This is a genomic window from Streptomyces sp. NPDC056347, from assembly GCF_042262625.1.
Lineage (GTDB): Bacteria > Actinomycetota > Actinomycetes > Streptomycetales > Streptomycetaceae > Streptomyces.
Map to the genome: position 1 here is coordinate 26,596 of NZ_JBHJQP010000028.1, position 26,376 is coordinate 52,971.

Annotated in this window: 24 protein-coding genes; 10 read left to right on the forward strand and 14 right to left on the reverse strand. The window is 73.1% G+C overall.

What is annotated here, in order from left to right; genetic code table 11:
- Positions 1-146: 146 nt before the first annotated feature.
- From ACFCV8_RS09820 to ACFCV8_RS09830, 3 genes are all read left to right on the forward strand, one after another.
- Entirely contained in the window at positions 147-950 is an 804-nt protein-coding gene (locus ACFCV8_RS09820) for a DUF4253 domain-containing protein (protein WP_376684774.1), read from the forward strand.
- A gap of 48 nt (positions 951-998) precedes the next feature.
- Positions 999-1,352, forward strand: coding sequence for a hypothetical protein (locus ACFCV8_RS09825; protein ID WP_376684775.1), 354 nt, complete (start codon positions 999-1,001; stop codon positions 1,350-1,352).
- 165 nt (positions 1,353-1,517) lie between these two features.
- Positions 1,518-1,940, forward strand: a complete 423-nt coding sequence (locus ACFCV8_RS09830; RefSeq protein ID WP_376684776.1) for a HEAT repeat domain-containing protein — start codon at positions 1,518-1,520, stop codon at positions 1,938-1,940.
- A gap of 21 nt (positions 1,941-1,961) precedes the next feature.
- Here ACFCV8_RS09830 and ACFCV8_RS09835 read toward each other — a convergent pair whose 3' ends face one another.
- The 6 genes from ACFCV8_RS09835 to ACFCV8_RS09860 all read right to left on the reverse strand — a co-directional run bounded on the left by ACFCV8_RS09835 (position 1,962) and on the right by ACFCV8_RS09860 (position 9,468).
- The gene (locus ACFCV8_RS09835) at positions 1,962-2,996 is read right to left on the reverse strand and encodes a LacI family DNA-binding transcriptional regulator (RefSeq protein WP_376684777.1); all 1,035 of its coding nucleotides are present in this window, start codon (positions 2,994-2,996) and stop codon (positions 1,962-1,964) included.
- Positions 2,997-3,061: 65 nt separating this feature from the next.
- Complete coding sequence (locus ACFCV8_RS09840; RefSeq protein WP_376684778.1) at positions 3,062-4,996, reverse strand: glycoside hydrolase family 36 protein; 1,935 nt, start codon at positions 4,994-4,996, stop codon at positions 3,062-3,064.
- Between the two features lie 10 nt (positions 4,997-5,006).
- Positions 5,007-5,822 carry a carbohydrate ABC transporter permease gene (locus ACFCV8_RS09845; protein ID WP_376684779.1) on the reverse strand — a complete coding sequence of 272 codons (816 nt, stop codon included), beginning with the start codon at positions 5,820-5,822 and terminating at the stop codon, positions 5,007-5,009.
- The gene (locus ACFCV8_RS09850; RefSeq protein WP_376684780.1) at positions 5,819-6,781 is read right to left on the reverse strand and encodes a carbohydrate ABC transporter permease; all 963 of its coding nucleotides are present in this window, start codon (positions 6,779-6,781) and stop codon (positions 5,819-5,821) included. Before ACFCV8_RS09850 ends, ACFCV8_RS09845 begins: the two co-directional genes overlap by 4 nt.
- Positions 6,782-6,786: 5 nt before the next feature.
- Entirely contained in the window at positions 6,787-8,118 is a 1,332-nt protein-coding gene (locus tag ACFCV8_RS09855) for an ABC transporter substrate-binding protein (RefSeq protein WP_376684781.1), read from the reverse strand.
- A gap of 183 nt (positions 8,119-8,301) precedes the next feature.
- The gene (locus tag ACFCV8_RS09860; protein ID WP_376684782.1) at positions 8,302-9,468 is read right to left on the reverse strand and encodes an aminotransferase class V-fold PLP-dependent enzyme; all 1,167 of its coding nucleotides are present in this window, start codon (positions 9,466-9,468) and stop codon (positions 8,302-8,304) included.
- Positions 9,469-9,930: 462 nt separating this feature from the next.
- Between ACFCV8_RS09860 and ACFCV8_RS09865 the strand changes: the two genes are divergently transcribed.
- From ACFCV8_RS09865 to ACFCV8_RS09875, 3 genes are all read left to right on the forward strand, one after another.
- A complete protein-coding gene (locus ACFCV8_RS09865; RefSeq protein ID WP_376684783.1) occupies positions 9,931-11,181 on the forward strand; it encodes a sensor histidine kinase in 1,251 nt (416 codons plus the stop codon).
- Positions 11,178-11,852: a response regulator gene (locus ACFCV8_RS09870; RefSeq protein WP_376684784.1), complete on the forward strand. Its 675-nt coding sequence runs from the start codon at positions 11,178-11,180 to the stop codon at positions 11,850-11,852. The genes ACFCV8_RS09865 and ACFCV8_RS09870 overlap by 4 nt, the downstream gene beginning before the upstream one ends.
- A 238-nt stretch (positions 11,853-12,090) precedes the next feature.
- Positions 12,091-13,299, forward strand: a complete 1,209-nt coding sequence (locus tag ACFCV8_RS09875) for an alpha/beta hydrolase (protein ID WP_376684785.1) — start codon at positions 12,091-12,093, stop codon at positions 13,297-13,299.
- 66 nt (positions 13,300-13,365) lie between these two features.
- Here ACFCV8_RS09875 and ACFCV8_RS09880 read toward each other — a convergent pair whose 3' ends face one another.
- Entirely contained in the window at positions 13,366-14,184 is an 819-nt protein-coding gene (locus ACFCV8_RS09880; protein WP_376684786.1) for an alpha/beta fold hydrolase, read from the reverse strand.
- Positions 14,185-14,291: 107 nt separating this feature from the next.
- Positions 14,292-14,957, reverse strand: coding sequence for a DUF4097 family beta strand repeat-containing protein (locus ACFCV8_RS09885; RefSeq protein WP_376684787.1), 666 nt, complete (start codon positions 14,955-14,957; stop codon positions 14,292-14,294).
- 239 nt (positions 14,958-15,196) lie between these two features.
- Here ACFCV8_RS09885 and ACFCV8_RS09890 point away from each other — a divergent pair, with 239 nt between their 5' ends.
- Positions 15,197-15,967 (forward strand): helix-turn-helix domain-containing protein, encoded by a 771-nt coding sequence (locus tag ACFCV8_RS09890; RefSeq protein ID WP_376684788.1) that lies wholly within the window; start codon positions 15,197-15,199, stop codon positions 15,965-15,967.
- A gap of 80 nt (positions 15,968-16,047) precedes the next feature.
- On the opposite strand, the gene hemB is transcribed toward ACFCV8_RS09890, so the two are convergent.
- From hemB to ACFCV8_RS09920, 6 genes are all read right to left on the reverse strand, one after another.
- The gene (gene hemB, locus ACFCV8_RS09895) at positions 16,048-17,046 is read right to left on the reverse strand and encodes a porphobilinogen synthase (RefSeq protein WP_376684789.1); all 999 of its coding nucleotides are present in this window, start codon (positions 17,044-17,046) and stop codon (positions 16,048-16,050) included.
- Between the two features lie 134 nt (positions 17,047-17,180).
- Positions 17,181-18,851, reverse strand: coding sequence for a uroporphyrinogen-III synthase (locus tag ACFCV8_RS09900; protein ID WP_376684790.1), 1,671 nt, complete (start codon positions 18,849-18,851; stop codon positions 17,181-17,183).
- Entirely contained in the window at positions 18,848-19,834 is a 987-nt protein-coding gene (hemC, locus tag ACFCV8_RS09905; RefSeq protein WP_376684791.1) for a hydroxymethylbilane synthase, read from the reverse strand. Before hemC ends, ACFCV8_RS09900 begins: the two co-directional genes overlap by 4 nt.
- Positions 19,831-21,360: a glutamyl-tRNA reductase gene (locus ACFCV8_RS09910; RefSeq protein ID WP_376684792.1), complete on the reverse strand. Its 1,530-nt coding sequence runs from the start codon at positions 21,358-21,360 to the stop codon at positions 19,831-19,833. The genes hemC and ACFCV8_RS09910 overlap by 4 nt, the downstream gene beginning before the upstream one ends.
- Positions 21,357-22,124, reverse strand: coding sequence for a redox-sensing transcriptional repressor Rex (locus ACFCV8_RS09915; protein WP_376684793.1), 768 nt, complete (start codon positions 22,122-22,124; stop codon positions 21,357-21,359). The genes ACFCV8_RS09910 and ACFCV8_RS09915 overlap by 4 nt, the downstream gene beginning before the upstream one ends.
- Before the next feature lie 269 nt (positions 22,125-22,393).
- Complete coding sequence (locus ACFCV8_RS09920) at positions 22,394-22,669, reverse strand: glutaredoxin family protein (RefSeq protein ID WP_376684794.1); 276 nt, start codon at positions 22,667-22,669, stop codon at positions 22,394-22,396.
- A 171-nt stretch (positions 22,670-22,840) separates the two neighbouring features.
- Between ACFCV8_RS09920 and ACFCV8_RS09925 the strand changes: the two genes are divergently transcribed.
- The 3 genes from ACFCV8_RS09925 (at position 22,841) to ACFCV8_RS09935 (ending at position 26,336) form a co-directional block, all read left to right on the forward strand.
- Positions 22,841-23,836: an HAD family hydrolase gene (locus tag ACFCV8_RS09925; protein WP_376684795.1), complete on the forward strand. Its 996-nt coding sequence runs from the start codon at positions 22,841-22,843 to the stop codon at positions 23,834-23,836.
- 307 nt (positions 23,837-24,143) lie between these two features.
- Positions 24,144-24,920, forward strand: coding sequence for an ECF subfamily RNA polymerase sigma factor, BldN family (locus tag ACFCV8_RS09930; protein WP_376684796.1), 777 nt, complete (start codon positions 24,144-24,146; stop codon positions 24,918-24,920).
- A gap of 225 nt (positions 24,921-25,145) precedes the next feature.
- The gene (locus ACFCV8_RS09935) at positions 25,146-26,336 is read left to right on the forward strand and encodes a DUF5667 domain-containing protein (protein WP_376684797.1); all 1,191 of its coding nucleotides are present in this window, start codon (positions 25,146-25,148) and stop codon (positions 26,334-26,336) included.
- Positions 26,337-26,376: the final 40 nt, after the last annotated feature.

The following is a 26,376-nucleotide window of genomic DNA, read 5'->3' on the forward strand; positions in this document are numbered from 1 at the left end:
CGGGGGGGGCCGCCCCGGGGGGGGGGCCCGCCCCCCCGCCCCCCGCGCCCGCCCCCCGGGGGCCCGCCCCGGGGCGGGGGGGGGGGGGGCCCTCCGGCCGGTGTTGTTTGTCCAGGATGTCAGTGGGGCCCCGTACGCTCGGTGACATGGCGAACCTTCCCAACCCGCTCGCGTCCTTGGCCACTTCGGGGCTCCGGCTGCCGCCCGGCTCGCTGGTCGACACCACGACCGACGGCACCTGGCACGAACCCCTGCTCTGGTACGCGGACGGGCCCGCGACCCACGGCACCTGGCGCGAGCTGCGCGCGGCCGGGCGGCCCGTGGGCCTCCTCCCGGTCCTGATAGACGGCGGCCGGCGCGAGGAATGGCCCGCCGACTGGGACCTGGCGCCGGAGCACACGTCGTACGCCGGCGACCACGACGCCGGGGAGGTCCTCGCCGAGTACTGGCAGGCCAACGCCCCCGAGGAGATCGCAGCCGGCGACGGGGGCGGCGCGGACGACTGGCCGGGACTGGCCCCCGTCCCCGCCGCGGAGGGGCGCGACGCCCCCGACGACCTGGCGGCGGCCATCGCCGAGGAGTGCGTCGGCCCGGACGGCTGGTACGCCGGATCGCGCGCCGCGCTCGTCCCGGCCCGCCGCAGCGCGGACATCCCGGCGGCCATCGGCTGGACCGGACCGGTCAATTACGAGGACGACACGGCCCGGCTCAGTGCCGTGCTCCGTTCCTGGGAGGACCGCTTCGGCATCCGCGTCGTCGTGCTGGGCTTCGACACCCTGACCGTCTCGGTCTCCCGCCCGCCCACCACGCTCGACGAAGCGCGGGCCGTCGCCGCCGAGCACTACGCCTTCTGCCCGGACAACATCGACCAGAACCCGCCGTACGACCTCGACGCCTACGCGCGGAAGTCCGTGCTCGGCCAGGAGATATGGACGTTCTGGTGGGACTGAGTACGACGACTCATGCGGCCCGCCCGGCCGTCGAGTTGACTCGTACACATGCCCGAAGACGTCACTGATGCCCGCACCGTCCGTCCGTCGCGCGTCTGGATCGGCTCGCTGATCTCCTCGTTCGCGACACTCCCGCTCGCGCTGGTCGTGCTGTTCTTCGGCGGGCTCTCGCCGATGGCCTGCGACTCCTGCTCGGACGCCGCCTCCGACCGGTTCGACAGCAGCTTCGGGCCGGCCTGGACGGTGCTGTGCAGCCTCCTGGCGCTGTCCGTGGCCGTGCTGGTGGCGAGCTGGGTGTGCGCCTTCCGCAGGCCGCCGTTGGGGGCGCTCCTCGCCGTGCTCGCCCCCTGCACGGTGTTCGTCGCCTGGGTCGCGTTCACGGCCATGGTCGACTGGCCCTGACCACCGCCGGGCGCCGCCCGGCACCGCCCGCCCTGCCCGGCGCCGAAGGACACCGCAGACATCGCAGCCACCGCAGGCATCGCAGACACCCGGATGCCGCGGATGACGCAGGCACCACAGACGCCGTAGATGACGCAGACAACGCAGCCACCGAAAGGCTCCGCCATGGCACGGACCGCCGACGAACTCGCCCGCCTCCTCGCCCGCTTCCACGCCCTGCCCGCCGAGGACGACCGCAGACGCGAGATCGTCGCCGAGCTGGACGGCGACCCGGGCGCGGAGCCCTTCCTCATCGGCGTCGTCGCCGATCCCCGGGAGTACGACCTCGCCCGCGTCGAGGCCTCCACCCTCCTGCGTCTGTGGCCCCCGGCCGACCCCGCGACCCGCCACGACGCCGGTCGGGCCCTGCTCGCCGCGCTGGACGACCCGGAGGAGGACCTCGTCCGCCAGTACGCCGCCATGGCCCTCGGCCCCTACACCGACGACCCCGAGGTCCGCCGGGCCCTCACCACCGCCGCGGACACGGACGACGACCTCCTCGTGCGCGCCGCCGCCCGCGGCGCCCTCGGCCAACGGGGCACGGCGTGAGCTCGCAGGGCTCCGCCGCCGCTACGGCCGGCGCTCCGGCGTGCTGGCACGGCTGATCGGCTCGGCCGGGAGCAGCAGCCCGGTCCCCGGAGTGGCGGCGGGGTCCTCCACGGCGGTGATCAGCCGGTCCACGAGGGCTCGGGCGATGGCCGCCAGGGGCAGCCGGGCACTGGTCAGGGCGGGCTGGAGCAGCGTGCAGAGCGGTATGTCGTTGAAGCCGGTGACGGCGACGTCCTCGCCGACGACGAGGCCCGCGGCGCGGACGGCCTGGTAGGCGGTCAGGGCGAGCCAGTCGCTCGCGCAGACCAGGGCGGTCGGCCGGTCGGGGCCGGTGAGCAGGCGCTGGACGGCGTGGGAGAGCGCGACGGGGTCGTCGTCGGGGGCACCGACCTCGAAGGCCCCGGCGGGAGCGGCGGCCGCGGCCCGGAGGAAGCCGGCCCTGCGGTCGGCGAGCCAGGGCAGGGAGGCGGCCGAGTTCAGATAGCAGATCCGCCGGTGGCCCTGGTCCAGCAGAAGGCCGACCAGGGCGGCGGTGGCGGCGGCGGAGTCGATGTCCACCCAGTTCTGCGGGCGGCCGGGGGCGGTCCGGCCGAAGGCGGCGAACGGGAAGCCCGCCTCGGCGAGCACATCGACGCGGGGGTCGTCGTGGACGACGTCGGACAGGATGAACCCGTCCACCTGACGGGCGGCGATCAGGTCGTTGAAGGACCGGGCGACCGCCCCGGCCCCCTGCTGGGGGTCGGAGCGGAACAGCAGGATGCGGTGGCCGACCTCGTCGGCGGCGGTCACCAGCGCCTGGAGGAACCCGCCCATCAGAGGGTTGGGGTCGGCGGGGTTGTCGACGGGGGCGGGATAGCCGATGACCTTGCGGGTGCCGGTGCGCAGGCTGCGGGCGGACTGGTCGGGCCGGTAGCCGAGTTCCTCGACGGCGGCGGTGACCCGGGCCAGGGTCGCCTCGCGCAGCCGGTGGGGGGCGTTGAGGGCGTTCGAGACGGTCTGCCGGGAGACTCCGGCCACGCGTGCGACGTCCTCGATGGTCACCTGTCGAGCGGTCATCGTTCCTCCGCGGGCGGTCGTCGGCGGGCCGGGGGCGGCGGTCACCGCCCCCGGCCCCCGCGCGTTCAGTCCCCGCGGGTCACCGTGAGCAGACCACCGGTCGGTACGGTCACCGGGTTCACCCCCTCGACGAGGCCGAGCCCGGCATCGGACAGGATCTCACCCCGGCAGTCCTGTATCCGGACACGTACGGGTTCCGGCCGGGAGGCGGACAGCAGCACCACGGGGTCGGCGTCCGCGTTGGCGACGAGCACCGTCCGCGGGCCGTCCCCGCCGTTCCGTTCCGGGAGGACCACGGGCAGCGGCGCGTAACGGGCGACCACGGTGGTGTGCCCGTCACCGGCACGGACCAGGGGATAGCCCAGGTCGGGCCGGGCGGGTTCCAGGTCGCCGAGCTGGAGGACGTCGGCGTACCGGCGGGACACGCCGAGCCAGAAGCGCAGGGCGGCCAGCTGGTCGCGGCTCTGGACGGCCAGGTCGACGGAGATCTGCGGCACCGAGAACAGGGCGTTGACCAGGTGGACCGCGATGGCCTCGGGCGTCTCGGCGGGGTGCCACGTGATCATGTCGGCGTGGACGGCGAGCGGGCCCGCGGTGAGGCGGCAGTCGACGGTGCGCTGCCGGTTCTCGGCGGGGCTGAGCGGACAGTCGGTGGCGCGGACCATGGTCGCGTACGGCCACAGCCCGGGGCTCACGTACGGCTGGCGGTGCTCGACGATCACGTCGGGCCGGGAGCGGCGCAGGTGTGCGTCGAGATCGGCGAGGAGCTGGAGCACGCCCTCGTGGACGGTGGCGCGGTCGGCTCCGGCCGGGGCGGGCGGCGGGTCGGCGACCGCGAACTGGTCGATGAAGTCGAGCTTCAGACCGTCCATGTGCCACTCCTCGACCGCACGGGCGACCTTCTCGATCAGATGGGTGCGGACCTCGGGGTGGCGGGGGTCGAGCACGGCCGCCTCCAGCCGGGGCGCCTCGCGCAGGATCATGCCCTTGAAGCGGTCCCAGGCCTCGTTGTGCCGGCCGATGAACGGCAGCGCGTACCAGAGAAGATAGGCGAGACCGGTCCGGTGGACCTCGGCGACATGGGCCGCGGGGTCGGGGAAGGCCGCCGGGTTGGGTTCCCAGTCGCCGCAGTGGCCGTAGCCCCGGGCCCGGTCGGTGGTCTGCCAGCCGTCGTCGACGATGATGCTCTCGCAGCCGACGGCCGCGGCGAGGGCGGCCTGGCGTTCGACGACGGCGGCGTCCACGTTCTGATGGAGGCTGTACCAGGTGGAGTAGGCGGGCATCCGGGCGGCGGGGGCGGTCCAGGGGCGGTCCAGGCCCTCGGCCCACCAGTCGGTGACGGACCGCAGGGTGGCCGCGAAGTGGCGGCCGCCGACGTCGATCCGCAGCCGCAGCGGCGGCCCGCCCGGGGCGAGCTCCTGCTCGAAGGTGAAGGCGAACTCGTCGGTCTCCTCCACCACTCCGGCGCCGACCCGCACGGGCGCGACGCCCTCGGCCGCGGCGGCGGTGCACAGGGCCCGGTCACCCGTGCCGACCAGGCTGACGACGGGGGCGCCCAGGGCGAGCGAGACGGTGCGCGGGGCGATCCAGGACGGCGGAAGCCAGCGGGAGGCGTCGGTGTCCGGGGTCCAGAAGGCGGTGGCCCCGAGACAGGGGACCCGCCATTCGGCGCGGACGGTGGCCCCGGCGCCCGCCGCGGCCCGGACCTCGACCAGGACCGCGCCGTCACCGGCCGGGGCGACGGCCGCCACCGGCCGGCCGTGTCCGGTCCCGGTGGGCCGGGCAGTGAGGTGGACGGTGAGCGGGGCCCCGGTGGGCAGGGACAGGCCGGTGGCCAGTTGCTGGTGGTGGACGGTGGCGGAGGCGGCGGCCCCGTCCGGCGCGTTCGGCCGCCACACCGGGGCGAGCGGCGGCGTACCGGCGTCCCCGGCGGGCTCGTTCTCGGGCGCGGGCGCGGGCGCGGGCGCGGGCGCGGGCGCGGGCGCGTTGTCGGTGGTCATGGTGGTGTGCTCACTCCTTGGTGGCCCCGGCCAGCAGACCGGAGATGAACTGGCGTTGCAGGACGAGGAAGAGAGCCATCACGGGGATGGCGGCGATGCCCGCGGCGAGCAGGACCTGTGCGTAATTGGTCGTCGCCATCCCCTGCAGGGTCGCGGTGGCCACCGGCAGCGTGTACATCTCGGGGCTGCGCAGCGCGATCAGCGGCCAGACGAACTGGTTCCAGCTGCCGAGGAAGACGAAGAGCGCCAGCGCCGCGATGATCGGCCGGTTGACCGGGATGACGATCCGCCACAGCACCCGGAGTTCGCCTGCGCCGTCGACCCGGGCCGCGTCCAGGAGCTCGTCCGGCATCGAGCGCAGCGACTGCCGCATCAGGAAGATGCCGAACGGGGTGACGAGACCGGGCAGGACGATCGACTGGTACGAGTCGATCAGGCCCAGCTCCATCATCATCCGGAAGATCGGGATCAGCATCACCGTGTCGGGGATGACCAGGGTGCTGAGCAGCAGGACGAAGAAGAGGTTCCGCCCCCGGAACTCGAACTTGGCGAAGGCGTACCCCGCCAGCACCGAGACGACGACCGCGCCGACCGTCTGGACACCCGCCACCACCAGGGTGTTGAGCAGGACCCGGGTGAGCCCGATGGACTCCTCCAGCCCGCGCAGGTTCTCCATGAGGTGACCGCCGGGCAGCAGCTTCGGCGGCCAGGAGAACACGTCCTTGTCCTGCTGCGTCGCCGCCATGGCGAGCCAGTAGAACGGACCGACGCAGAGCGCGAACGCGCCCGCGAGCAGCAGTGTCAGCACAGGGCCACGGGTCTTCACCGGCGCTCCCCCATCAGGCGGACCTGCACGATGCCGAGCACGGACACGATCAGCGCGAGCGCGTACGCGATGGCCGAGGCGTAACCGAAGTCGAAGTACTTGAAGCCGTTCTGGTAGAGGTACATGGTCACCGTCAGGGTGGCGTTGTCGGGGCCGCCGCCGGTGAGGACGTACGGCTCGTCGAAGAGCTGGAGCGTGCCGATGGTGGAGAGCACCACCGTGAGCAGCAGGATCGGCCGCAGCTGCGGCAGGGTGACCGAGACGAAGCGGCGGACGGGTCCGGCGCCGTCGACCATCGCGGCCTCGTAGAGCTCCTTCGGGATGCCCTGGAGGCCGGCGAGGTACATCACCGCGTTGTAGCCGGTGTAGTGCCAGGTGATGACGAGGACGACGCCCACCCGGGCCCAGCCGGGGCTGCCGAGCCAGTTCACCCGGTCCACGCCGAACAGCGAGAGGACCCAGTTCAGCAGCCCGGCATCGCGGTTGAGGATCACGGAGAACATCACGCCCGCCGCGACCAGCCCGGTCAGCGAGGGCACGAAGACGCCGAGCCGCCACAGCGGACGCAGCCACACCTTGGCGGCATTGAGGGCGAGCGCGACGAGCAGGGCCAGCGCGAGCATCAGCGGAACCTGCACGACCAGGATCAGCGCGGTGTTCTTCAGCGCCGTCCAGAACAGCGGATCGTTCAGCAGCCGACGGTAGTTGGCGAGCCCGGCATAGCTCCGGTCGTCACCGCTGCCGGTGGTGAGGCTGATCCAGAGCGAGGACGCGATCGGGTACGCCTTGAAGACCGCGAACCCCAGGACGGCGGGCATGATCAGCAGGTACGGGACGGAGCCGCGGGTCAGCAGCCGGCGGCGGGGGCGCGGCCGGGCACGGCCGGGACGCGCGGAGGCACCGCGGCCGGGCGGGGCCACGACGGGGGCGGGAGCCCGTTCGGGCAGGACGGAGGCCATGGCGGTCAGACCGCCTGCTGACGGCCGGTCTGCTGGGCGAGCCGTTCGGCGGCCTCCCGGAGGGCCGCGGCCGGGTCGGCGCCCTTGACCAGCACCCGACTCTGGGCGTCACTGGCGAGCTTGAGGGCACGGGCGTAGTCACCGGTGAAGTTGGTGGCCTCGGAGCCGTAGGAGAGCGAGTCGACGAAGGTCTTCAGCACCTTCTGACCGCCGTAGTACGGGTGCGGCGCGCTGAACCTCGGATCGTCGTACGCCGCGCTGAGGGCCGGGAACACCCCGCCGGACGCGAACATCCGGTTGATCTCGACGGGCTTGGTCAGCGCGTACTCGATGAACCGCCACGCGGCCCGGCGGCGCCTGCTCGACGCGGCGACGGCCAGGTACGTGGAGTTGACGATGGCGCTGCGCCCTCCTCCGGCGACGGCGGCGGGCGGCTGCATGACCCGCCATTTCCCCTTCTGGTCGGGGAACTTGTCCGCCAGGTACTCCACCGCCCAGGCGGGGTCCGGGGAGGTGGCGAGCTTCCCCTGGGCGAGCAGCCGCTTCCCGGTGCCCTGGCCCGCCGTGTCGGCGAGCAGGCCGTCGTCGTTGAGGCGCTTGATGAGGGTGAGGGCCTGGACGGCCTCCGTGGAGGCGAGCGTGATGCGGCCCCGCTGGTCGAAGTAGAAGGCGCCCTGGAGCTGCATCAGGTTCTGGAAGAAGTCCATGTCCGGGGTGGTGCCGGGCTTGTCGAGCCCGAGCAGCCGGGCGCCGGTGGCGGAGCGGATCCTCGGCCCGGCGGCGATCAGGTCGTCCCAGCTCTCGATGGCCCCGGGGTCGACACCGGCCTTGTCGAAGTAGTCCTGCCGGTAGAACAGGCCGAGCGGGTTGACCTCCCACGGCAGGGCGCGGGCGGCCTTGTCCTTGCCGAGGACGGTCGGCCACAGCCCCTGCACGAAGTCGCTCTGGTACCGGTCGGCCCCGAGCCCGGACAGGTCGGCCAGGCCGTCGGGGAACTTCTCCAGGTAGCCGGGCAGGTAGTCGACGCCTATGTGCAGGACGTCGGCGAGGCCCTTGCCGCCCGCGGCCAGACCGACCGTGATCTTGTCCCAGATGGCCGGTTCGCCGACGTCCTGGACCTCGACCCGGATGCCGGGGTTGTCCCGCTCGAAGGAGGGGACGACGCCGCGCAGGGCCTCGGCCGCGGAGGTCCAGCTCCAGACGGTGATCCGGCCGCTGTCGCCGTCGGCGCCGACGGTGCCGCCCGCTCCGTTGTCGCCGCAGGCGGTCAGGCCGAGACCGGCGGCGGAGGCGGTGGCCAGCTGGAGCAGCCGGCGGCGGGTCAGTTGGGGGGACATGTCGGCTCCTTGGGTCAGGGGTGGTGGGTCGGTGGTGGGTGGTGGGTGGTGGGCGGTCGGAGATCCGTGAGCGGTGGGTGGTGCTTCGTGGGCGGTGCCTGGCGGGTGGTGCTTGGTGGGTGGTGCTTGGTGGGCGGTGCCTGGCGGGTGGTGCTTGGCGGACGGTGCTCCGTGGGCCGGTGGTCAGGGGGCGGTGCGGCGGGTGGTGAGGGTGTGCAGCGCGTCGGCGAGCAGTTCGGCCGCGGTGTCCGGGGTGGGCGTGTGGGGGGACAGCCGGATCCACTCGTCGCGTCGGGTGGTGACCAGTCCGGCCGCGCCGAGGGTGCGGTGGACGTCGGCGGGATCGAGGCCGGGCAGCCGGAACGTGCCGATCCCGGCGCGCTCATGGGCCCCGGGCCCGTCCAGCAGGACATCGGCACCGGCCCGCCGCGCCCGGTCGAGCAGTTCCGCGAGAGTGGCGCGGATACGGGCCCCGGCGGCGGCCGGACCGCCCCGGCCGAGCAGGTCGTCGATGGCCGCGCCGAGGGCCGCGGCGGCCGGGAAGTCCGGGTTGGTGGCGAGGTGGGCGGCGGCCCCGGGCAGCGGTGGCGCGGGGTGCCGCGGCGCGAAGGGGTCCGTTACACCGGCCCAGCCGCCGAGCCCGGGGACCAGCCGCCCGGCGCACCGGTCACGGATCAGCAGCAGCGCGGCCCCCCACCCCGCCCGCAGCCACTTCTGGCCGCCGCTCACGAGGACGTCGGCGGCATCCGTTTCGAGCGGTACGGAGCCCAGGCCCTGAATGGCGTCGACGATCAGCAGCCGGCCGGGGCCCAGGACCTCCTTGAGGGCGGCGAGCGGTGCCAGGTGGCCGGTGAGCGAGTCGACGGCGCTGACGGCGAGGGCGACGACATCGGGGGTGAGGTGGTGGCGGAGCAGGTCGGGGGTGATGTGCCGCTGTCCGGCCGGGGCGACGAGGCGGACGGCGGGGCCGCCCCGGTCGGCGAAGCGCAGCCACGGGTAGAGGTTGGCGGGGAACTCGTCCCGGGGCACCAGGACCGTGCCGGGGCCCCGGAGCGCGGCGGCCACGGTGAACAGCCCGTTGCTGGTGGACGGGGCGAGCGCGATCTCGTGCGGCCGGGCACCGAGCAGCCGGGCCGCCGAGTCCCGGGCGGCGTCGGCGAGGGCGAACAGCCGGTCCAGATCACCGGGACCCAAACGGGCGGCCAGCTCCGTCGCACCGGCCAGCGCCGCGACGACCGGACGGGAGAGCGGACCCACCCGGGCGTAGTCGAGATACCCCGCCGCGGACCCTCCGGCGGGATCCGGCCCCGGAGTGCCGGAGTCGTACGTCGAGTTTATTTGATCGTTCAAAATAGAGTCCCAGCAGCGCTTTCTAAGGCGTCCCCACGGATTTGAAGGTTCACATTAGGGAGACCGGCTCACCTCGGCAAGAGGTTCGTCGCAACTCTTCGCACCGGGAGGCGGAACCGGCGGGCCACCGGCACGGACAACCCGCACCCCGACCCCGGGCAACGGGCAACGGGCACCGCCGCCCCCGCCCCCGCCCCTGACCCCACCCCGAGCAGCAGGCACCCCCGGCCCCAAGCCCAACCCCGACCCCGGCCCCGACCCCGCCCCGGAGAAGCAGCCCGCCCACCACGCCCTCATACCTGAGAGCCAGACGGCAAGACGGCTCCACGGCATGAGGCCGACCAGCGGCTCCACCCCGTAACGTCACGTCCGGACGGACGTCGGGACCCCCGGCACCCGGCCCGCACCGCCTCCGGCGGCCGCGAGAGGACCGCCCGAACGAACCGGGACAATACTGATCACATGGACAGGGCCGAGAAGGGGACGGTGCGCGGAGCACTGAGCACCCTGCGGAAAGATCTGTGCACGTCGGCCCCGCAGCCCATGCCGCCGATGCGCGCTCCCGGGCCGCTGAAGTGGCTGCCGCAACTCGCGGTCGCCGCGGTGGCGGTGTTCGCGGCCGTCTCCGCCACCGAGGACATCTCACTGAGACCCGTGGGGATGGCGCACGCGGCACTGCTCGTGGTGGCGCTGCGCCTGCCGCTCCCGGCCTGGTGGCTGTCGCTGGTGATGCTGCCGGTGTTCTCCCTGTACCCGCCCTTCAAGCCGTACGCGGGATGGGCCTGGGCCGTGCACGCCGGGCTGCTGTTCCTGGTCGCACTGCGCAACCGGCCACGGGTGATGGTCGAGACCGTGGCGCTGAGCGTCGCGCTGCTGCTGGGGCTCCAGCTGGCGGACGGCGGGATCGGGCCCTGGTACTTCACGGTGATCGTGCTGGTGCTGTTGGCCCTCGTCATGACCGGGGCGACCGCGGTGCGCGGAACGCGGGAGGTCCGCGCCCGGCTCGCGGCACAGGAGGCGGCCCTCGCGCAGGAGCGGGCGCACCGCACCGTTCTGGAGGAACGCGCGCGCATCGCACGCGAGTTGCACGACGTGGTCGCCCACCACATGTCCGTCATCTCCATCCAGGCCGATGCCGCCCCGTACCGGGTCGCGGACCCGCCCGGGGAACTGGTCGCGGCGCTGGCCGACATCCGCAAGGGCGCCCTGGAGGGGCTGACCGAGCTGCGCCGCCTCCTCGGGGTGCTGCGCTCGGAGGACCTTCCCGGCGGCAGCAGCCCCAAGGCTCCGCAGCCCACCCTGGACCGGCTCGACGACCTGCTCGCGGGTGTGCGGGCGGCCGGCCTCGACGTACGGGCGGTGACCTCCGGAACCCGCCGCCCGCTGCCCGACGGGGTGGAGCTCTCGGCCTACCGCATCGTCCAGGAGGCGCTCAGCAACGCACTGCGCCACGCCCCCGGCGCCACGGCCCGCGTCGAACTCGCCTACACCCCCGACGCCCTCCGCCTGCGTGTTCTCAACGGCCCCGGACGCCGGGCCGCCCAGCCCTCCCCGGGAGCCGGGCACGGCATCCTGGGCATGCGGGAGCGCGCCGCGATGCTCGGCGGGGAACTCTCCGCGGGCACGACACCCGACGGTGGCTACGAGGTCACCGCGCTGCTGCCGGCGCCCACGGCCCCGGCGGCCCCGACGGACAAGGAACGGACCCCATGACGATCCGAGTGATGATCGCCGACGACCAGGCGATGGTCCGCGAAGCCTTCTCGGTGCTTCTCGGCGCCCAGCCCGACATCGAGGTGGTCGCGACCGCCCCGGACGGCCTGGAGGCCGTGGCCAGGGCCGAGGAGCTCCGCCCCGACGTGATCGTCATGGACATCCGGATGCCGGGGATGAACGGCATCGACGCCACCCGCGAGATCACCCGGCAGGCCGGCCTGTCCGCCAAGATCCTGGTCCTGACCACCTTCGACCTCGACGAGTACGTGTACGAAGCGCTGCGGGCCGGCGCCAGCGGCTTCCTCCTCAAGGACGCCTCCGGGGTCCAGCTGGCCGAGGCCGTACGCGTCGTGGCCGCGGGGGACGCCCTGCTCTCCCCCGAGATCACCAAGCGGCTCATCAAGGAGTTCTCCCAGCTGAGCGGCTCAGCGAAGCCGCCCGCCCAGGTGCGGATCGACGTACTCACCAACCGCGAGACCGAGGTGCTGACGCTGGTCGCCCAAGGGCTGTCCAACGCCGAGATCGCCGGGGAACTCGTCGTCGCCGAGCAGACCGTCAAGACCCACATGGGCAGCATCCTGCAGAAGCTCCAGCTGCGGGACCGTACCCAGGCCGCGGTCTTCGCCTACGAGACGGGCCTGGTCGTTCCCGGCCGCACCAACCTGTGATCCGGCCCCGCGCGGCCGGCCGGAGCGGGGCGGATCCCGGCCGCTCCGGCGGACCCCCTACCTGAGAGCCAGGCCGAGGAACGGCTCCGCAGTGTGAGGCCCCCGGGGGTGTCCGGTTCATACCTTTCCTGGGTGAGTTGGTTCTCGCCGCCCCGCAGGTGGTTCCGAGGACTTCGCAGCTCGCGACCAGTCCCCAGGCGGCGGAACACCGCCCCGCGCACCACCGCAGGAGTGCACCATGTCCACGTCCACACGCCGGAGCCCCTCCGCGCGGACCGGCCTGCCGGTCCGGATCCTCCGGGGCGGTGCCGCGGCCCTGGCCTCGTTCCTCGGCTTCCTCGTCCTTGCCATCGTCCTCGGCGCGTACTTCCCGGCCATACCCAAGGCCGGGGTGATCGGTCCGGTCCTGGGCGGGCAGTACCCCTTCCACATCGCCCTGATCGCCCTCGTCGCGGCAGTCCTCGCCGGACTGGCGTGGCGCGGGGGCCTCGTGCGCTGGGGCCGCACGGTCACCGTGATCACGACGCTGTGCACGGTGGGCGCGCTGGCCATCGGCGCCATCCAGTTCCAGGCCGCGCGGAGCGCGGGCACCGACGTCTCCCTGGGCCAGGCGTTCACCGAACTCGGCTACCCGGCCGTGCGGCCGGACGCGACCGAGACGTACGCGAGCCCCGGGGGCAAGCCGCTGAAGGTGGACGCGTACCTGCCGAAGAAGAAGCCGGGCAAGAAGGTCCCGGCCGTCGTGCTGGCCCACTCGGGCGGCTTCCACACCTTCGACAAGAGCGACCTGCGCGGCACCGGCCGCTGGCTCGCCGACCACGGCGTCGCCGTCTTCGCCGTCGACTACCGCCTCGCCCGCCCCGGCCACCCGACCTGGGACAAGGCCCCCCAGGACCTCGTCTCCGCCCTGAGCTGGGTACGCGAGAACGCCGACGGGTACGGCGTCGACGGCTCGCGGATCTCGCTCGGCGGCATGTCGGCGGGCGGCACCCTGGCGATGAACACCGCCTACCGTCTCCACAACGGCACCATCGAGGCCCCCGAGGGCACCGCCACCCCCGCTCCCCCGGCCTCCGTGATCGGCTTCTACCCCGGCACCGACGTCACGGAGATGTGGAAGGACGACGTGGCCGGCACCCGCGAGGCCGCCGAGCTGTACACCGGCGGTACGCCGCAGCAGTACCCGGACCGCTACCGCGAGGTGTCCCCGGCCTCCGACATCCGCGCCGGGCTGCCCCGCACCCTGCTCGTGGTCGGCGACCGCGACCGCAGCGCCCGCCCCGGGACCATCACCGACTTCGGCGACGCGCTCAGGAAGAAGGGTGTCCCCACCCGGGTCGAGGAGCTGCCCTTCGCCGAGCACGCCTTCGACGACGCGTACGGCAGCCTCCCCGCCCAGACCAGCCGGCAGATCCTGCTCGACTTCCTCACCGAGGACGCCCGCTGACCACGGTGGCGGCAGAAAGACGGTGACGGGGTGACGGAGGTACCGGCCCCGTCACCCCGTCACCGTTCAGCGCCCCTCGCCGTCCGGCGCGGCGATCTCGCGCACGGACCCGGCGATCGCCCGGTAGTCCTTCCTGAGGATCGCGCCGTGATCGCTGGCGACCTTCGCGCCGATCCGGATGTGCGGGTTGCGGGCGGTCGCCCCGTCGAGGCCGGTGCGTATCCGCTCCTGCTCGTCGCCCCGGCTCCCGAGCGACGTACCCGAGGCGACCACGTACCGCACCGGAACGGTGATGCCGTCCAGCACGGGGCCCAGTTCGCGCTCGCGGGAGATCCGGCCCAGCTCGATGTTGCTCTCCGCCTGCTGCTCGGCGGTCATGCGCGGGGCCAGGCCCGTCGGACGCAGCAGCGGCAGGAACCAGCCCATCCAGCGGAACATCTTCCGGATTCGCCGTTCCATCGCCTCGTCGAGCCAGTCGTACGGGAACGCGCCGTCGACCAGGACCGCGCCCAGCGCGCGCTCCGGATTGCGCGCTGCCCAGTGCGCCCCGACGAACGCCCCGTAGGACCAGCCCACCACCAGCGCCCGGTCCACGCCCCGGGCCGCCAGAACGGCGTCGACGTCACGGACCGCCGCCTCGAAGGAGTAGTCCGCCGAACGCCTCGACCTCCTGCCGCGCGCGCGTTCGTCGTAGGTGATGTGGCGCCACCCGGGCCCCAGCTCGGCGAGGACCCGCCGCCAGTACCCCTGGGTGGCGAACTGGCCGTTGAGATAGATCACGGGGGTTCCGGGGCCGCCGGTGTCGGAGACGGCCAGGGCCGTGTCGTCGACCGGCACCATGCCGGACCACCGCGGGCTGTTCGCGGGCGTGCTGTTCTGCGTCATGGGTCCCCCTCGTCGCGCGGTGCGCGTGTTCGTCGTCGGTGGTCCGGCCCGGTGCTCGTGTCCGGCGTGCGGCTCCGCGCGGTGTCCGGGGCCCCGGGGCCGGACGGTCAGAGGCTGCGGGCGGTGATGTCGCCGCGCGAGGTGGTGGCGCGGATGTCGAGTCCGGCGGTGCCGTCGTTCCGCAGGGCGTTGCTGACGCGGCCGTGGTCCGTACCGGCGTCCAGGGTGGCCGAGACGCCCGCGGCGGCGCCGACCGAGATGTCGCCGGACCGGGTGCGGAGCACGACCGTGCCGCGTACGGCCTCGGCGACCTCGATACGGCCCCGCGCGGTGCTGATCTCCGCCGGGCCGCCCAGCCGGCCGACCCGGACGTCGCCGTCGATGGCGGTGAGACGGAGGCTCGCCGCCTCGTCGATCTTGATCCGGCGGTACGCGCCCTCGAAGACGACGTCGCCGAGGCGGCCGACACCGCGGAGTTCGGCGCTGTCGGCCCGCCCCTCCACACGGGAGCCGGCGGGCAGCCGGACGGTGATCTCCACGGCCCCCGAGGGGCCGGAGAGCCGGCCGTCCGGGGCACCGGCCGCGATCCGCAGGACGCCGTCGGCGTACGAGACCTCGGTCCGCTCGGCGGCCTTGGCGTCGCGGCCCCTGGCGGCGTCGGCGGGCAGGACCTCGACGGTGGTGTCGACGCGGTCGGCGGCGATGAACCGGACGCTCCCCGCGGGGATGTCCAGGACGGCGGAGACCGGGGCGGGAGTGTCGAACTTCTGCATCGTGCTCTCCTGTGCTCGTTTCGTTTCCGACAGCAGAAACGCTACGTTGCTTTCCGATTCACGACAACGAGTTCGTTGCACAGGATCAATGTTTTCGCAGGTAGAAGCAGTTCAATTGTTGCAACGATCCTGAACGGCAACGCAACGAAGCCATTCGATCCGTTGCAATGAGAAGGAGGTGAACGCTATGGTCGGACCGTCAGGAGAGGGACCGCCCCGAGGCCGCCGAGGAGACCGTGATGCCGGGAGGCAGACTCACCCAGCAGGAACGCCAGCAGATCGCGCTGGGGCTGGCCGACAGCCTCCCCTACGCCGAGATCGCCCGCCGCCTCGGCCGCCCGACGTCGACGGTCACGCGCGAGGTGATGCGCAACGGCGGCCCCACCGCCTACCGCGCCGACCTGGCCCACCGCGCCACCGGGCACCGCGCCCACCGGCGCAGGCCCGGCACCTCCCCGGGGCCCGACTCCGCCGGCCGGCCGCACGGCCGCGACACCGGGGCCGTGGCCGCGTACGAGGAGGCGTTCACCACCGTCCTCATGGGCTCCGGCCTGAACAGGATGGCGGCCCGCGTCCTGACCTGCCTCTACACCACCGACTCGGGCAGCCTCACCGCGTCCGAACTGGTCAGCCGCCTGAGGGTCAGCCCCGCGTCCGTCTCCAAGGCGATCACCTTCCTGGAGGGCCAGAGCCTCGTCCGCCGGGAACGCGACGACCGCCGCCGCGACCGCTACGTCGTCGACGACGACCTCTTCTACCAGGCGACGATCGCCAGCGCGCGGGCCAACGACCAGCTCGTCGAGACCGCGCGCCGGGGCGCCGCCGTCCTCGGCGCCGACACCCCCGCCGCCGCCCGCCTGGAGAACATCGCCCGCTTCCTCGACTTCATCAGCGAGAGCATCACCCGCGCCGCCGAACAGGCCCGCGAGGTCCTCCGCACCGCCCCCGCCCCGCCACCGGCCCCGCAGGACCGGGACGGACCGGCCACCCGGCCGGACCCGACGGACTGACCACCGGGCCCGCGAACGCGAACGGGGGCCGCCGCGGCACTCCCGTACCGCGGCGGCCCCCGGCCGTCACAACTCCCGGCTCAGCCCCGGGCCAGCCGCTGCGCGACCTCCGTCGCCCAGTACGTCAGGATCATCTGCGCGCCCGCGCGCCGGATGCCCGTCAGGCTCTCCAGGATCGCCGCGTCCCGGTCGATCCAGCCCTTCTCGGCGGCGGCCTCGATCATCGCGTACTCACCACTGATCTGGTACGCGGCGACCGGCACGTCCGTGGACTCGGCGACCTTCGCCAGGATGTCGAGGTACGGACCGGCCGGCTTGACCATGACCATGTCCGCGCCCTCCTCCAGGTCGAGCGCCAGCTCCCGCAGCGCCTCCCGGGTGTTCGCCGGGTCCTGCTGGTAGGTCTTGCGGTCGCCCCTGAGCGAGGAGCCCACCGCCTCGCGGAACGGCCCGTAGAACGCCGAGGCGTACTTCACGGTGTACGCGAGGATCGACACGTCCTCGTGGCCCGTCTGGTCCAGCGCGTCCCGGATGACGCCGACCTGGCCGTCCATCATCCCGCTCGGCCCCACCACATGGGCACCCGCGTCCGCCTGCACCTGGGCCATCTCCGCGTACCGCTCCAGCGTCGCGTCGTTGTCGACCCGGCCGTCCTCGGTCAGCACCCCGCAGTGCCCGTGGTCCGTGAACTCGTCCAGGCACAGGTCCGACATCACGATGAGGTCGTCGCCGACCTCCTCGCGCACCGCCCGCAGCGCCACCTGGAGGATGCCGTCCGGGTCGGTGCCCGCCGTGCCCCGGCCGTCCTTCTTCTCGTCCGCCGGAACACCGAACAGCATGATCCCCGAGACACCCGCCGACACCGCGTCCACCGCGGCCTTCCGCAGGGTGTCCAGGGTGTGCTGCTGCACACCGGGCATGGTCGAGATCGCCACCGGGGCGTCGATGCCCTCGCGCACGAACGCGGGCAGGATCAGATTCGCCGCGTCCAGCCGCGTCTCGGCGACCATCCGGCGCATCGCCGGGGTCGTCCGCAGCCGCCGGGGGCGGGAGCCGGGGAAGTTTCCGTACACCGTCATGCTTCGAGACTAGACCCGTGCACACCACCGGTTTACCGACACCCCTGCCGGGAAAACCGCGCGAAACGGGCGGAGGCCCGGCCGCCGAAGCAACCGGGCCTTCCACCCACCCACGAACACCCCGACGCGAACCGTCAGGTCGTCGTACGCCGCCGACGCGCCCCCGGGCGCCGCTCGCTCGGCCGCGTCACCGGGTCACCGGCCTCCTTCGCCGCCTCCCGGCGCCGCGCGCCGAACTCGGACAGCGCCTCGGCCAGCTTGTGCACCGAAGGCTCCGGCGAGAGGACGTCGACCCGCAGCCCGTGCTCCTCCGCGGTCTTCGCCGTCGCCGGGCCGATACACGCGATCACCGTCACGTTGTGCGGCTTGCCCGCGATCCCGACCAGGTTCCGCACCGTCGAGGAGGAGGTGAAGAGCACCGCGTCGAAACCGCCGCCCTTGATCGCCTCACGGGTCTCGGCCGGCGGCGGCGAGGCGCGGACCGTGCGGTACGCGGTCACGTCGTCGACCTCCCAGCCCAGCTCGATCAGCCCGGCCACCAGCGTCTCGGTCGCGATGTCGGCACGCGGCAGGAAGACCCGGTCGATCGGGTCGAAGACCGGATCGTACGGCGGCCAGTCCTCCAGCAGACCGGCGGCGGACTGCTCACCGGACGGCACCAGGTCCGGCTTCACCCCGAAGTCGACGAGCGCGGCGGCGGTCTGCTCGCCCACGGCCGCGACCTTGATCCCGGCGAAGGCACGGGCGTCGAGCCCGTACTCCTCGAACTTCTCCCGGACGGCCTTCACGGCGTTGACGCTGGTGAAGGCGATCCACTCGTAGCGGCCCGTCACCAGGCCCTTGACCGCGCGCTCCATCTGCTGGGGCGTACGGGGCGGCTCCACGGCGATCGTCGGCACCTCGTGCGGCACCGCGCCGTAGGAGCGGAGCTGGTCGGAGAGCGACGCCGCCTGTTCCTTCGTACGCGGCACCAGCACCTTCCAGCCGAACAACGGCTTGGACTCGAACCACGAGAGCTGGTCGCGCCGGGCGGCGGAGGTGCGCTCACCGACCACGGCTATGACGGGCCGGTGGCCCTCCGGCGACGGCAGCACCTTCGCCTGCTTCAGCACCTGCGCGACCGTCCCGAGCGTCGCCGTCCAGGTCCGCTGGCGGGTCGTCGTGCCCGCGACCGTCACGGTCAGCGGGGTGTCGGGCTTGCGGCCCGCCGAGACCAGCTCACCGGCGGCCGCGGCCACCGAGTCGAGCGTCGTCGACACGACGGCCGTGGCATCGCTCGACCCGACCTCCGCCCAGCACCGGTCGGACGCCGTACGCGCGTCGACGAACCGGACGTCCGCGCCCTGCTCGTCCCGCAGCGGCACACCGGCGTACGCCGGCACACCCACGACGTTCGCGACGCCCGGCACCACCTCGAAGGGGATGCCCGCGGCGGCGCAGGCGAGCATCTCGGACCCCGCGTTCCCGTCCAGCCCCGGGTCGCCGAAGACGGCACGCACGACCCGCCTGCCGCCCTTCACCGCCTCCATGACAAGATTGACCGCATCCCTGAGAACGGGGACACCGGCGGCTGCTGACTGCGCGTCAACAACCGTCAGCTCGGGCGTGCTTACGCCTGCCCGCGCATGGCAGCGAACGACGCCGAGGACGTCCGGCTCGGCGACAAGGACGTCCGCGCTCGCAAGCGCCTCGACGGCGCGCAGCGTCAGCAGTCCCGGATCGCCGGGACCGGCGCCGAGGAAGGTGACGTGCCCTTGTGCGGACAGGGCCGGAAAGTCGGATGCGGCGGGGCCGGTGGGGCTCAAAGTGCTCGCTCCCCCATAAGACCGGCCGCACCCTTGGCAAGCATCTCGGCCGCGAGCTCGCGACCGAGCGCCGCCGCGTCGTCCTGCGACGTGGGAACGGGACCGGTGGTGGACAGCTGCACCAGCGAGGAACCGTCGGTGGAACCGACGACTCCGCGCAGGCGCAGTTCGTTGACAGCCTGTCCGTCGACCAGGAGGTCGGCCAGCGCACCCACAGGTGCGGAGCAACCGGCCTCCAGGGCGGCGAGCAGGGCACGCTCCGCGGTCACGGCGGCCCGGGTGTACGGGTCGTCGAGCTCGGCGAGCGCGGCGGCGAGGTCGGCGCTGCTCGCAGCGCACTCGATCGCCAGTGCTCCCTGGCCGGGAGCGGGCAGAACGGTGTCGACCGACAGGAAGTCGGTCGCCTCACCGATCCGGCCGAGGCGGCTGAGCCCGGCCGCGGCGAGTACCACCGCGTCCAGCTCACCGCTCCGGACAAATCCGATACGCGTATCGACGTTGCCCCGGATCGGCACGGTCTCGATGTCGAGCCCGTGGCTGCGGGCGTACGCGTTGAGCTGCGCCATGCGGCGCGGCGAGCCGGTACCGACGCGGGCGCCGGACGGCAGCTGCGCAAGGGTCAGCCCGTCCCGCGCCACCAGCACGTCGCGCGGGTCCTCGCGCACCGGCACCGCGGCCAGCAGCAGGCCCTCGGGCTGAGCGGTCGGCAGGTCCTTCAGCGAGTGGACGGCGAAGTCCACCTCGCCGCGCAGCAGCGCCTCGCGCAGCGCGGCGACGAACACACCGGTGCCGCCGATCTGCGCCAGGTGCTCGCGCGAGGTGTCGCCGTACGTGGTGATCTCGACGAGCTCGACGGCGCGGCCGGTCACCTCGCGGACCGCGTCCGCGACATGGCCGGACTGCGCCATGGCGAGCTGGCTGCGGCGGGTACCCAGCCGCAGCGGCTTGTCGGTCGCCGTGCCCAGGGATGAGTTGTCGGTCATGACCGCCCTCGATTCGGGTCGTTCAGGTCTGCCCGGGAGACGGCGGCGACCGTCTGCGGGTCGAGGTCGAAGAGTTCCCGCAGCGCGTCGGCGTACCCGGCGCCGCCGGGCTCGCTGGCGAGCTGCTTGACCCGCACGGTGGGCGCGTGCAGGAGCTTGTCGACGACGCGGCGCACGGTCTGCGTGATCTCCGCGCGCTGCTTCTCGTCCAGGTCGGGGAGGCGTCCGTCGAGCCGCGCGATCTCGCCCGCGACCACTCCGGCGGCCATCGTGCGCAGCGCGACGACGGTCGGGGTGATGTGGGCGGCGCGCTGGGCGGCGCCGAAGGCGGCGACCTCGTCGGAGACGATGGTGCGCACCTGGTCCACGTCGGCGGCCATCGGGGCGTCCGCCGACGCCTCGGCGAGCGACTCGATGTCGACGAGGCGCACCCCGTCGAGCCGGGCCGCCGCGCCGTCGATGTCACGCGGCATGGCGAGGTCCAGCAGGGCCAGGCGTGCGGGGCCGGCGCCCTGGGCGGGCACGGTGGCCCGGCGCACGGCCTGGCGGACCGCTCCGGCGGAGCCGTTCGAGACACCGCTCCCGACGCCGTTCACGGCACCGTTCTCGACCCAGGCGGCATGCCGGTCGACATCGGCGGGGGCGGGCACCGCGGGCGCCGCCGGGGCCTCGACGACCGCCTCGGCCTCCAGGCCCAGCGCGTCGGCGACGGCCTCGGCGGTCAGCACGAGACCGGTCGCGCCGGTGCACGAGACCACGATGTCGGCACGTGTCAGTTCGTCGCAGACCTCGGCCATCTCCACGGCACGGGCGGCCACGCCGGTGCCTCCGGGCTGGGCCAGGATCTCGACGAGCCGGTCCGCGCGGGCCCGGGTCCGGTTGGCGACGACGATCTCCGCGACCCCGGTACGGGCCAGGGTGGCGGCGGCGAGCGAGGACATCGAGCCCGCGCCGATCACCAGGGCGCGCTTGCCCCCGGCCCAGTCGGTGACGTCCGCACCGGCCGCGAGCTGTTCGAGGCCGAAGGTGACGAGCGACTGCCCGGCCCGGTCGATCCCGGTCTCGCTGTGCGCCCGCTTGCCGACCCGCAGCGCCTGCTGGAAGAGGTCGTTCAGCAGCCGGCCCGCGGTGTGCAGCTCCTGCCCCACCGCCAGCGCGTCCTTGATCTGGCCCAGGATCTGGCCCTCGCCGACGACCATCGAGTCCAGCCCGCACGCCACCGAGAAGAGGTGGTGGACGGCCCGGTCCTCGTAGTGCACGTAGAGGTACGGGGTGAGCTCCTCCAGGCCGACGCCGCTGTGCCGGGCGAGGAGCGTGGACAGCTCGGCGACGCCCGCGTGGAACTTGTCCACGTCGGCGTAGAGCTCGATCCGGTTGCAGGTCGCGAGCACGGCGCCCTCGACCGCGGGCTCCGCGGCCAGGGTGTCCTGGAGCAGCTTGTCCCGGGTCTCACCGGACAGCGAGGCGCGCTCCAGCACGGAGACCGGAGCGCTTCGGTGGCTCAGTCCTACGACGAGAAGGCTCATGCCGGCATCACGGCGGGCATGTCCCCGTCAGGTCCCTTGCGTTCGGCGGCGGCGGCGCGCGCCGGGGGCGCGGCCTGCTCGCCGCCGCTCTCGGAGGTGTCCTCGACCGACTTGCGCTGCTCGTGGAAGGCGAGGATCTGGAGCTCGATGGAGAGGTCGACCTTGCGGACGTCCACACCGTCGGGCACGGAGAGCACGGTCGGCGCGAAGTTCAGGATGGAGGTGACGCCCGCGGCGACGAGCCGGTCACAGACCTGCTGCGCGGCACCGGCCGGGGTCGAGATGACACCGATCGACACACCGTTGTCGCCGACGATCCGCTCCAGGTCGTCGGCGTGCTGCACGGGAATACCGGCGACCGGCGTCCCGGCCATCGCGGGATCGGCGTCGATCAGGGCCGCGACCCGGAAACCGCGGGAGGCGAAACCGCCGTAGTTGGCGAGCGCGGCGCCGAGGTTGCCGATGCCGACGATCACGACCGGCCAGTCCTGGGTGAGCCCGAGCTCGCGGGAGATCTGGTACACGAGATACTCGACGTCGTACCCGACACCGCGCGTCCCGTACGAACCGAGGTAGCTGAAGTCCTTGCGCAGCTTGGCGGAGTTGACCCCGGCCGCCGCGGCGAGTTCCTCGGACGAGACGGTGGGTACCGAGCGCTCGGAGAGCGCGGTCAACGCGCGGAGATACAGCGGAAGACGGGCGACGGTGGCCTCGGGAATTCCTCGGCTACGGGTCGCCGGTCGGTGAGTTCGGCCAGTTGCCACGGTGCTCCTGCGGGATGAGCGGGGCTGCAGGCGGCCGTATTTCCCATGACCGCCCCGTCGAATGCAGGCTATGTCTTTGTGAACGCGTGCACAAAGATAGTGTCCGTTTTGTCCGGTCAAAGTGACCGGGGTCACGCACATTCGTCGCGCGATCCCGGAACCAAGGATCGCATCAGCCCGTTGCGGGCCCGAAGGGGGCAAAGCGGCACACTCCTCATCACCACTCCCCCGAGAGCACTCAAAACGCCCATGATGGTAACCGGCTTCGCTCAGGAACGCAGCGCCCCGCGCAGCCGCGCCGCGTCCACCCGCCAGAACGTGTGCTGCTCGCCGTCCACCAGCACCACCGGGATCTGCTCCCAGTACTCCCGGTGCAGCCGCTCGTCCCGGGTGATGTCCCTCTCCTCCCAGGACGCCCCGGTCTCCTCGCACACCTCCCGCACCACCTGCCTCGCGTCGTCGCAGAGATGACACCCGGGCTTCCCGATCAGGGTCACCACCCGTTCCTCGGGCTTCTTCTTCGTACGTCGCAGCAGGGCACTCATGCCTTCATTCTGCGCCGCGCCCCGGAACGGAACGGGCCCGCCCCACCGGACGGGGCACCCCGTCCGTCCCGTACCCCCGGATCACCCGTTCGACAGACCCGCGGTCGAGAGTTCACGCCATGGCATACCGGCAGCTCGGGAAGGGCCCGTACGACTGGTTATGCTCACCGCATGGCCGCTTTTGGATGGCTCACCCCCCGCAGGCGCCCCGCGACAGCACGGAGCGTGCTGGCCGGCGAGGCGGCAGCCGAGGCAGCGCGCAAGACCTCCCTCTCCGACGACCGGCCCGACAGCACCGCCAAGGCCCCGGACGCCGCAGACACCACAGCCGCCGCGGACGCCGTGGAAAGCGCGGAAACCGCGGAAACCGAAGAGGCCCCGTTCCCCGTCGTCGGCGACGACCGGGCCGCCGCCTTCTTCGACCTGGACAACACCGTCATGCAGGGCGCCGCGCTCTTCCACTTCGGCCGCGGCCTGTACAAGCGGAAGTTCTTCCAGCGCCGCGAGCTGGCCCGGTTCGCCTGGCAGCAGGCATGGTTCCGGCTGGCCGGTGTCGAGGACCCCGGCCACATGCAGGACGCCCGCGACAGCGCCCTGTCCATCGTCAAGGGCCACCGCGTCTCCGAGCTGATGTCCATCGGCGAGGAGATCTACGACGAGTACATGGCCGACCGCATCTGGCCCGGCACCCGCGCCCTCGCCCAGGCCCACCTCGACGCCGGCCAGCGCGTCTGGCTGGTCACCGCCGCCCCGGTGGAGACCGCCACGATCATCGCCCGCCGGCTCGGCCTGACCGGCGCGCTCGGCACCGTCGCCGAATCCGTCGGCGGCGTCTACACCGGCCGCCTGGTCGGCGAACCGCTGCACGGCCCCGCCAAGGCCGAGGCCGTCCGCGCCCTGGCCGCCGCCGAGGGCCTGGACCTCGACCGCTGCGCCGCGTACAGCGACTCGCACAACGACATCCCGATGCTCTCCCTGGTCGGACACCCGTACGCGGTCAACCCCGACGCCAAGCTCCGCAAGCACGCCCGCGCCCGCGACTGGCGGCTGCGGGACTACCGCACCGGCCGCAAGGCGGCCCGGGTCGGCATCCCGGCCGCCGCCGGGGTCGGCGCGATCGCGGGCGGCACCGCGGCCGCCGTCGCCCTGCACCGCCGCCGTCGCTGACCGCCGACCGCCCGCACTCCATTACCCACCGGCCCGGCCGGTCAGTCGCGCTGCTCGCACACGGCCACAACACGTCGCCCCGACAGGCAGATCTCGAAGTAATTCGATCAATAAGCGATCACGAACTGCTGCTCGATGGGTCGTTTAGTCGCCACAGAAGCGACGTAATCGATGATTTGAGCAACTGGGCGTAGCGTCGCCTGTACGAAGCGTTATTCTCCTCAGACGCATTCCGGAACCTCCCACTCACCACGACGAGTGACGGTTTCGCACTGAACGTGATGGAAGCTCTGCCTCTGGGAGTCCCGTGTACCCACACGTCGGGGTTGACGCCTCGGGCCTGGCTACGCTGCGCGCAACGGTCGCCGACCGCTTGCGCGGCTTCGTCCCCACCGCGTACGCCGTACCCGCATTCGCCACCCCTGCACCTGCCGGCCCCTGCTACGCCATGGCCGAACGGAGTGCGGCGGTCGGGAGACGCGGCGGCCGCGGCTCGACGACCACCTCCACCGTCCGCCGGCCGACCGCCGACAGCGACAGCGCCCGCATGATGGAACTCGTCGAGCGCGCCCAGGCCGGCGAGGCCGACGCCTTCGGCCGCCTCTACGACCAGTACAGCGACACCGTCTACCGCTACATCTACTACCGCGTCGGCGGCAAGGCGACCGCGGAGGACCTCACCAGCGAGACCTTCCTGCGCGCCCTGCGCCGCATCTCCACCTTCACCTGGCAGGGCCGCGACTTCGGCGCCTGGCTCGTCACCATCGCCCGCAACCTGGTCGCCGACCACTTCAAGTCCAGCCGCTTCCGGCTGGAAGTGACCACCGGCGAGATGCTCGACGCCAACGAGGTCGAACGCAGCCCCGAGGACTCCGTCCTGGAATCCCTCTCCAACGCCGCACTCCTCCAGGCCGTACGACGGCTCAACCCCCAGCAGCAGGAGTGCGTCACCCTGCGCTTCCTCCAGGGCCTCTCGGTCGCCGAGACCGCCCGGGTCATGGGCAAGAACGAAGGCGCGATCAAGACCCTCCAGTACCGCGCCGTACGGACCCTGGCCCGGCTCCTCCCGGACGATGCCCGCTGATCCGCCCCCGGCCGAAACACGCTCCGCGACGCCGCCGTCACCCAACTGGTCCGATCATCCTTAGTGCGTAACCCATCTGCCGCGCCCGTCGTTGTGCCAGTTGCAGGCCCCCTGTCGTCACCCCATGTCCGCCGACACTCACTCGATCGTGTGGAAGCGCTCAAGGTGTGCAACCTTCCGTACCCCCAGGGGAGTCGACCGTCATGACGAGAGGAGGTGCCGCCAGTGATCGCAAACGTTTCGGCACACCGGCGGGCGAACGCCTTCGCCCAGGCCCTGGAGGAGCAGTCGCTCCGCGGTGCGGCGGCCGAGCAGCCCGAGGACCCGGCCGGACAGGCCGACCACGGACCGCTGTTGGCCCTGGCGAACGGCCTCGGCGAGGTACCGCGGCCGGAGTTGGATCCCGAGGTCAAAGTGGTGCAGCGAGCCCAGCTCGTCGCCGCCATGGAGGCCATGCTCACCGAGGGCGGCGCGTCCGCGGGCCCTACGGTGCCCGAGCAGCGCGCCAAGGGGGCCCACCGGGCCTCCCCGCTCCGGAAGTTGCGTCCGCGTTCACGCTGGACGAAGGGCCTCGCGGCCGGCGGCCTCACCGTCGGTGTGGCGGCGGGAGCCTTCGGCGGAGTGGCCGCTGCCAGTTCCGACGCCCTGCCGGGTGACTCGCTGTACGGGCTCAAACGCGGCATGGAGGACATCCACCTCGGCATGGCCAGCGGCGACGCCGACCGCGGCGAGGTCTACCTCGACCAGGCATCCACCAGGCTCAGCGAAGCCCGCCGCCTGATGGAGCGCGCCCGCTCCGGCGCCCTGGACCACGAACAGCTCGGCGAAGTCCGGCGCACGCTCAACGGCATGACGCACGACGCCAGCGAGGGCCACCGCCTGCTCCACTCCGCCTACCAGCAGAACGGGGCCATCGGCCCCATCCAGACCCTGGACTCCTTCTCCCGCTCCCACCGCGAGACCTGGAGCAGTCTCCGCGACCGGCTGCCCGTACAGCTCACGGACGTCGGCGAGCAGGTCAGCTCGGTCTTCGACGCCATAGACGAAGAGGTCGGCCCGCTCCAGTCGCTGTTTCCCCGCCCCCCGGACGACGGCGGCTCCGCCCGGCGGCCCGGCAGCCCGGAACGGGGCACCGGGCCCACCCGCACCGCGCCCTCGGCGCCCGCCGCCCCCGAGGCCTCGCGGGACCACCCCGACGCCTCGCCCCGCCCCTCGGGACCCGACAGCTCCCCGGCCGAGGGCGGCCTGATCGGCGGCTCCACCGACGGGCTCCTCGGCCGCCTCCCGTCCCAGGGCTCCGCCCCGTCCGCCGAGAGCCGGTCCGACGACCCGTCCGCCCCGGACGTCACCCTCCCGCCGCTCCTCCCCGGCCTCCTCCCCGGCCTGGGCCTCCACGGCCAGGACACGAGCGACTAGCGCACCGGCGGTACGTGGACGGGGGCGGGCCCACCGGGGC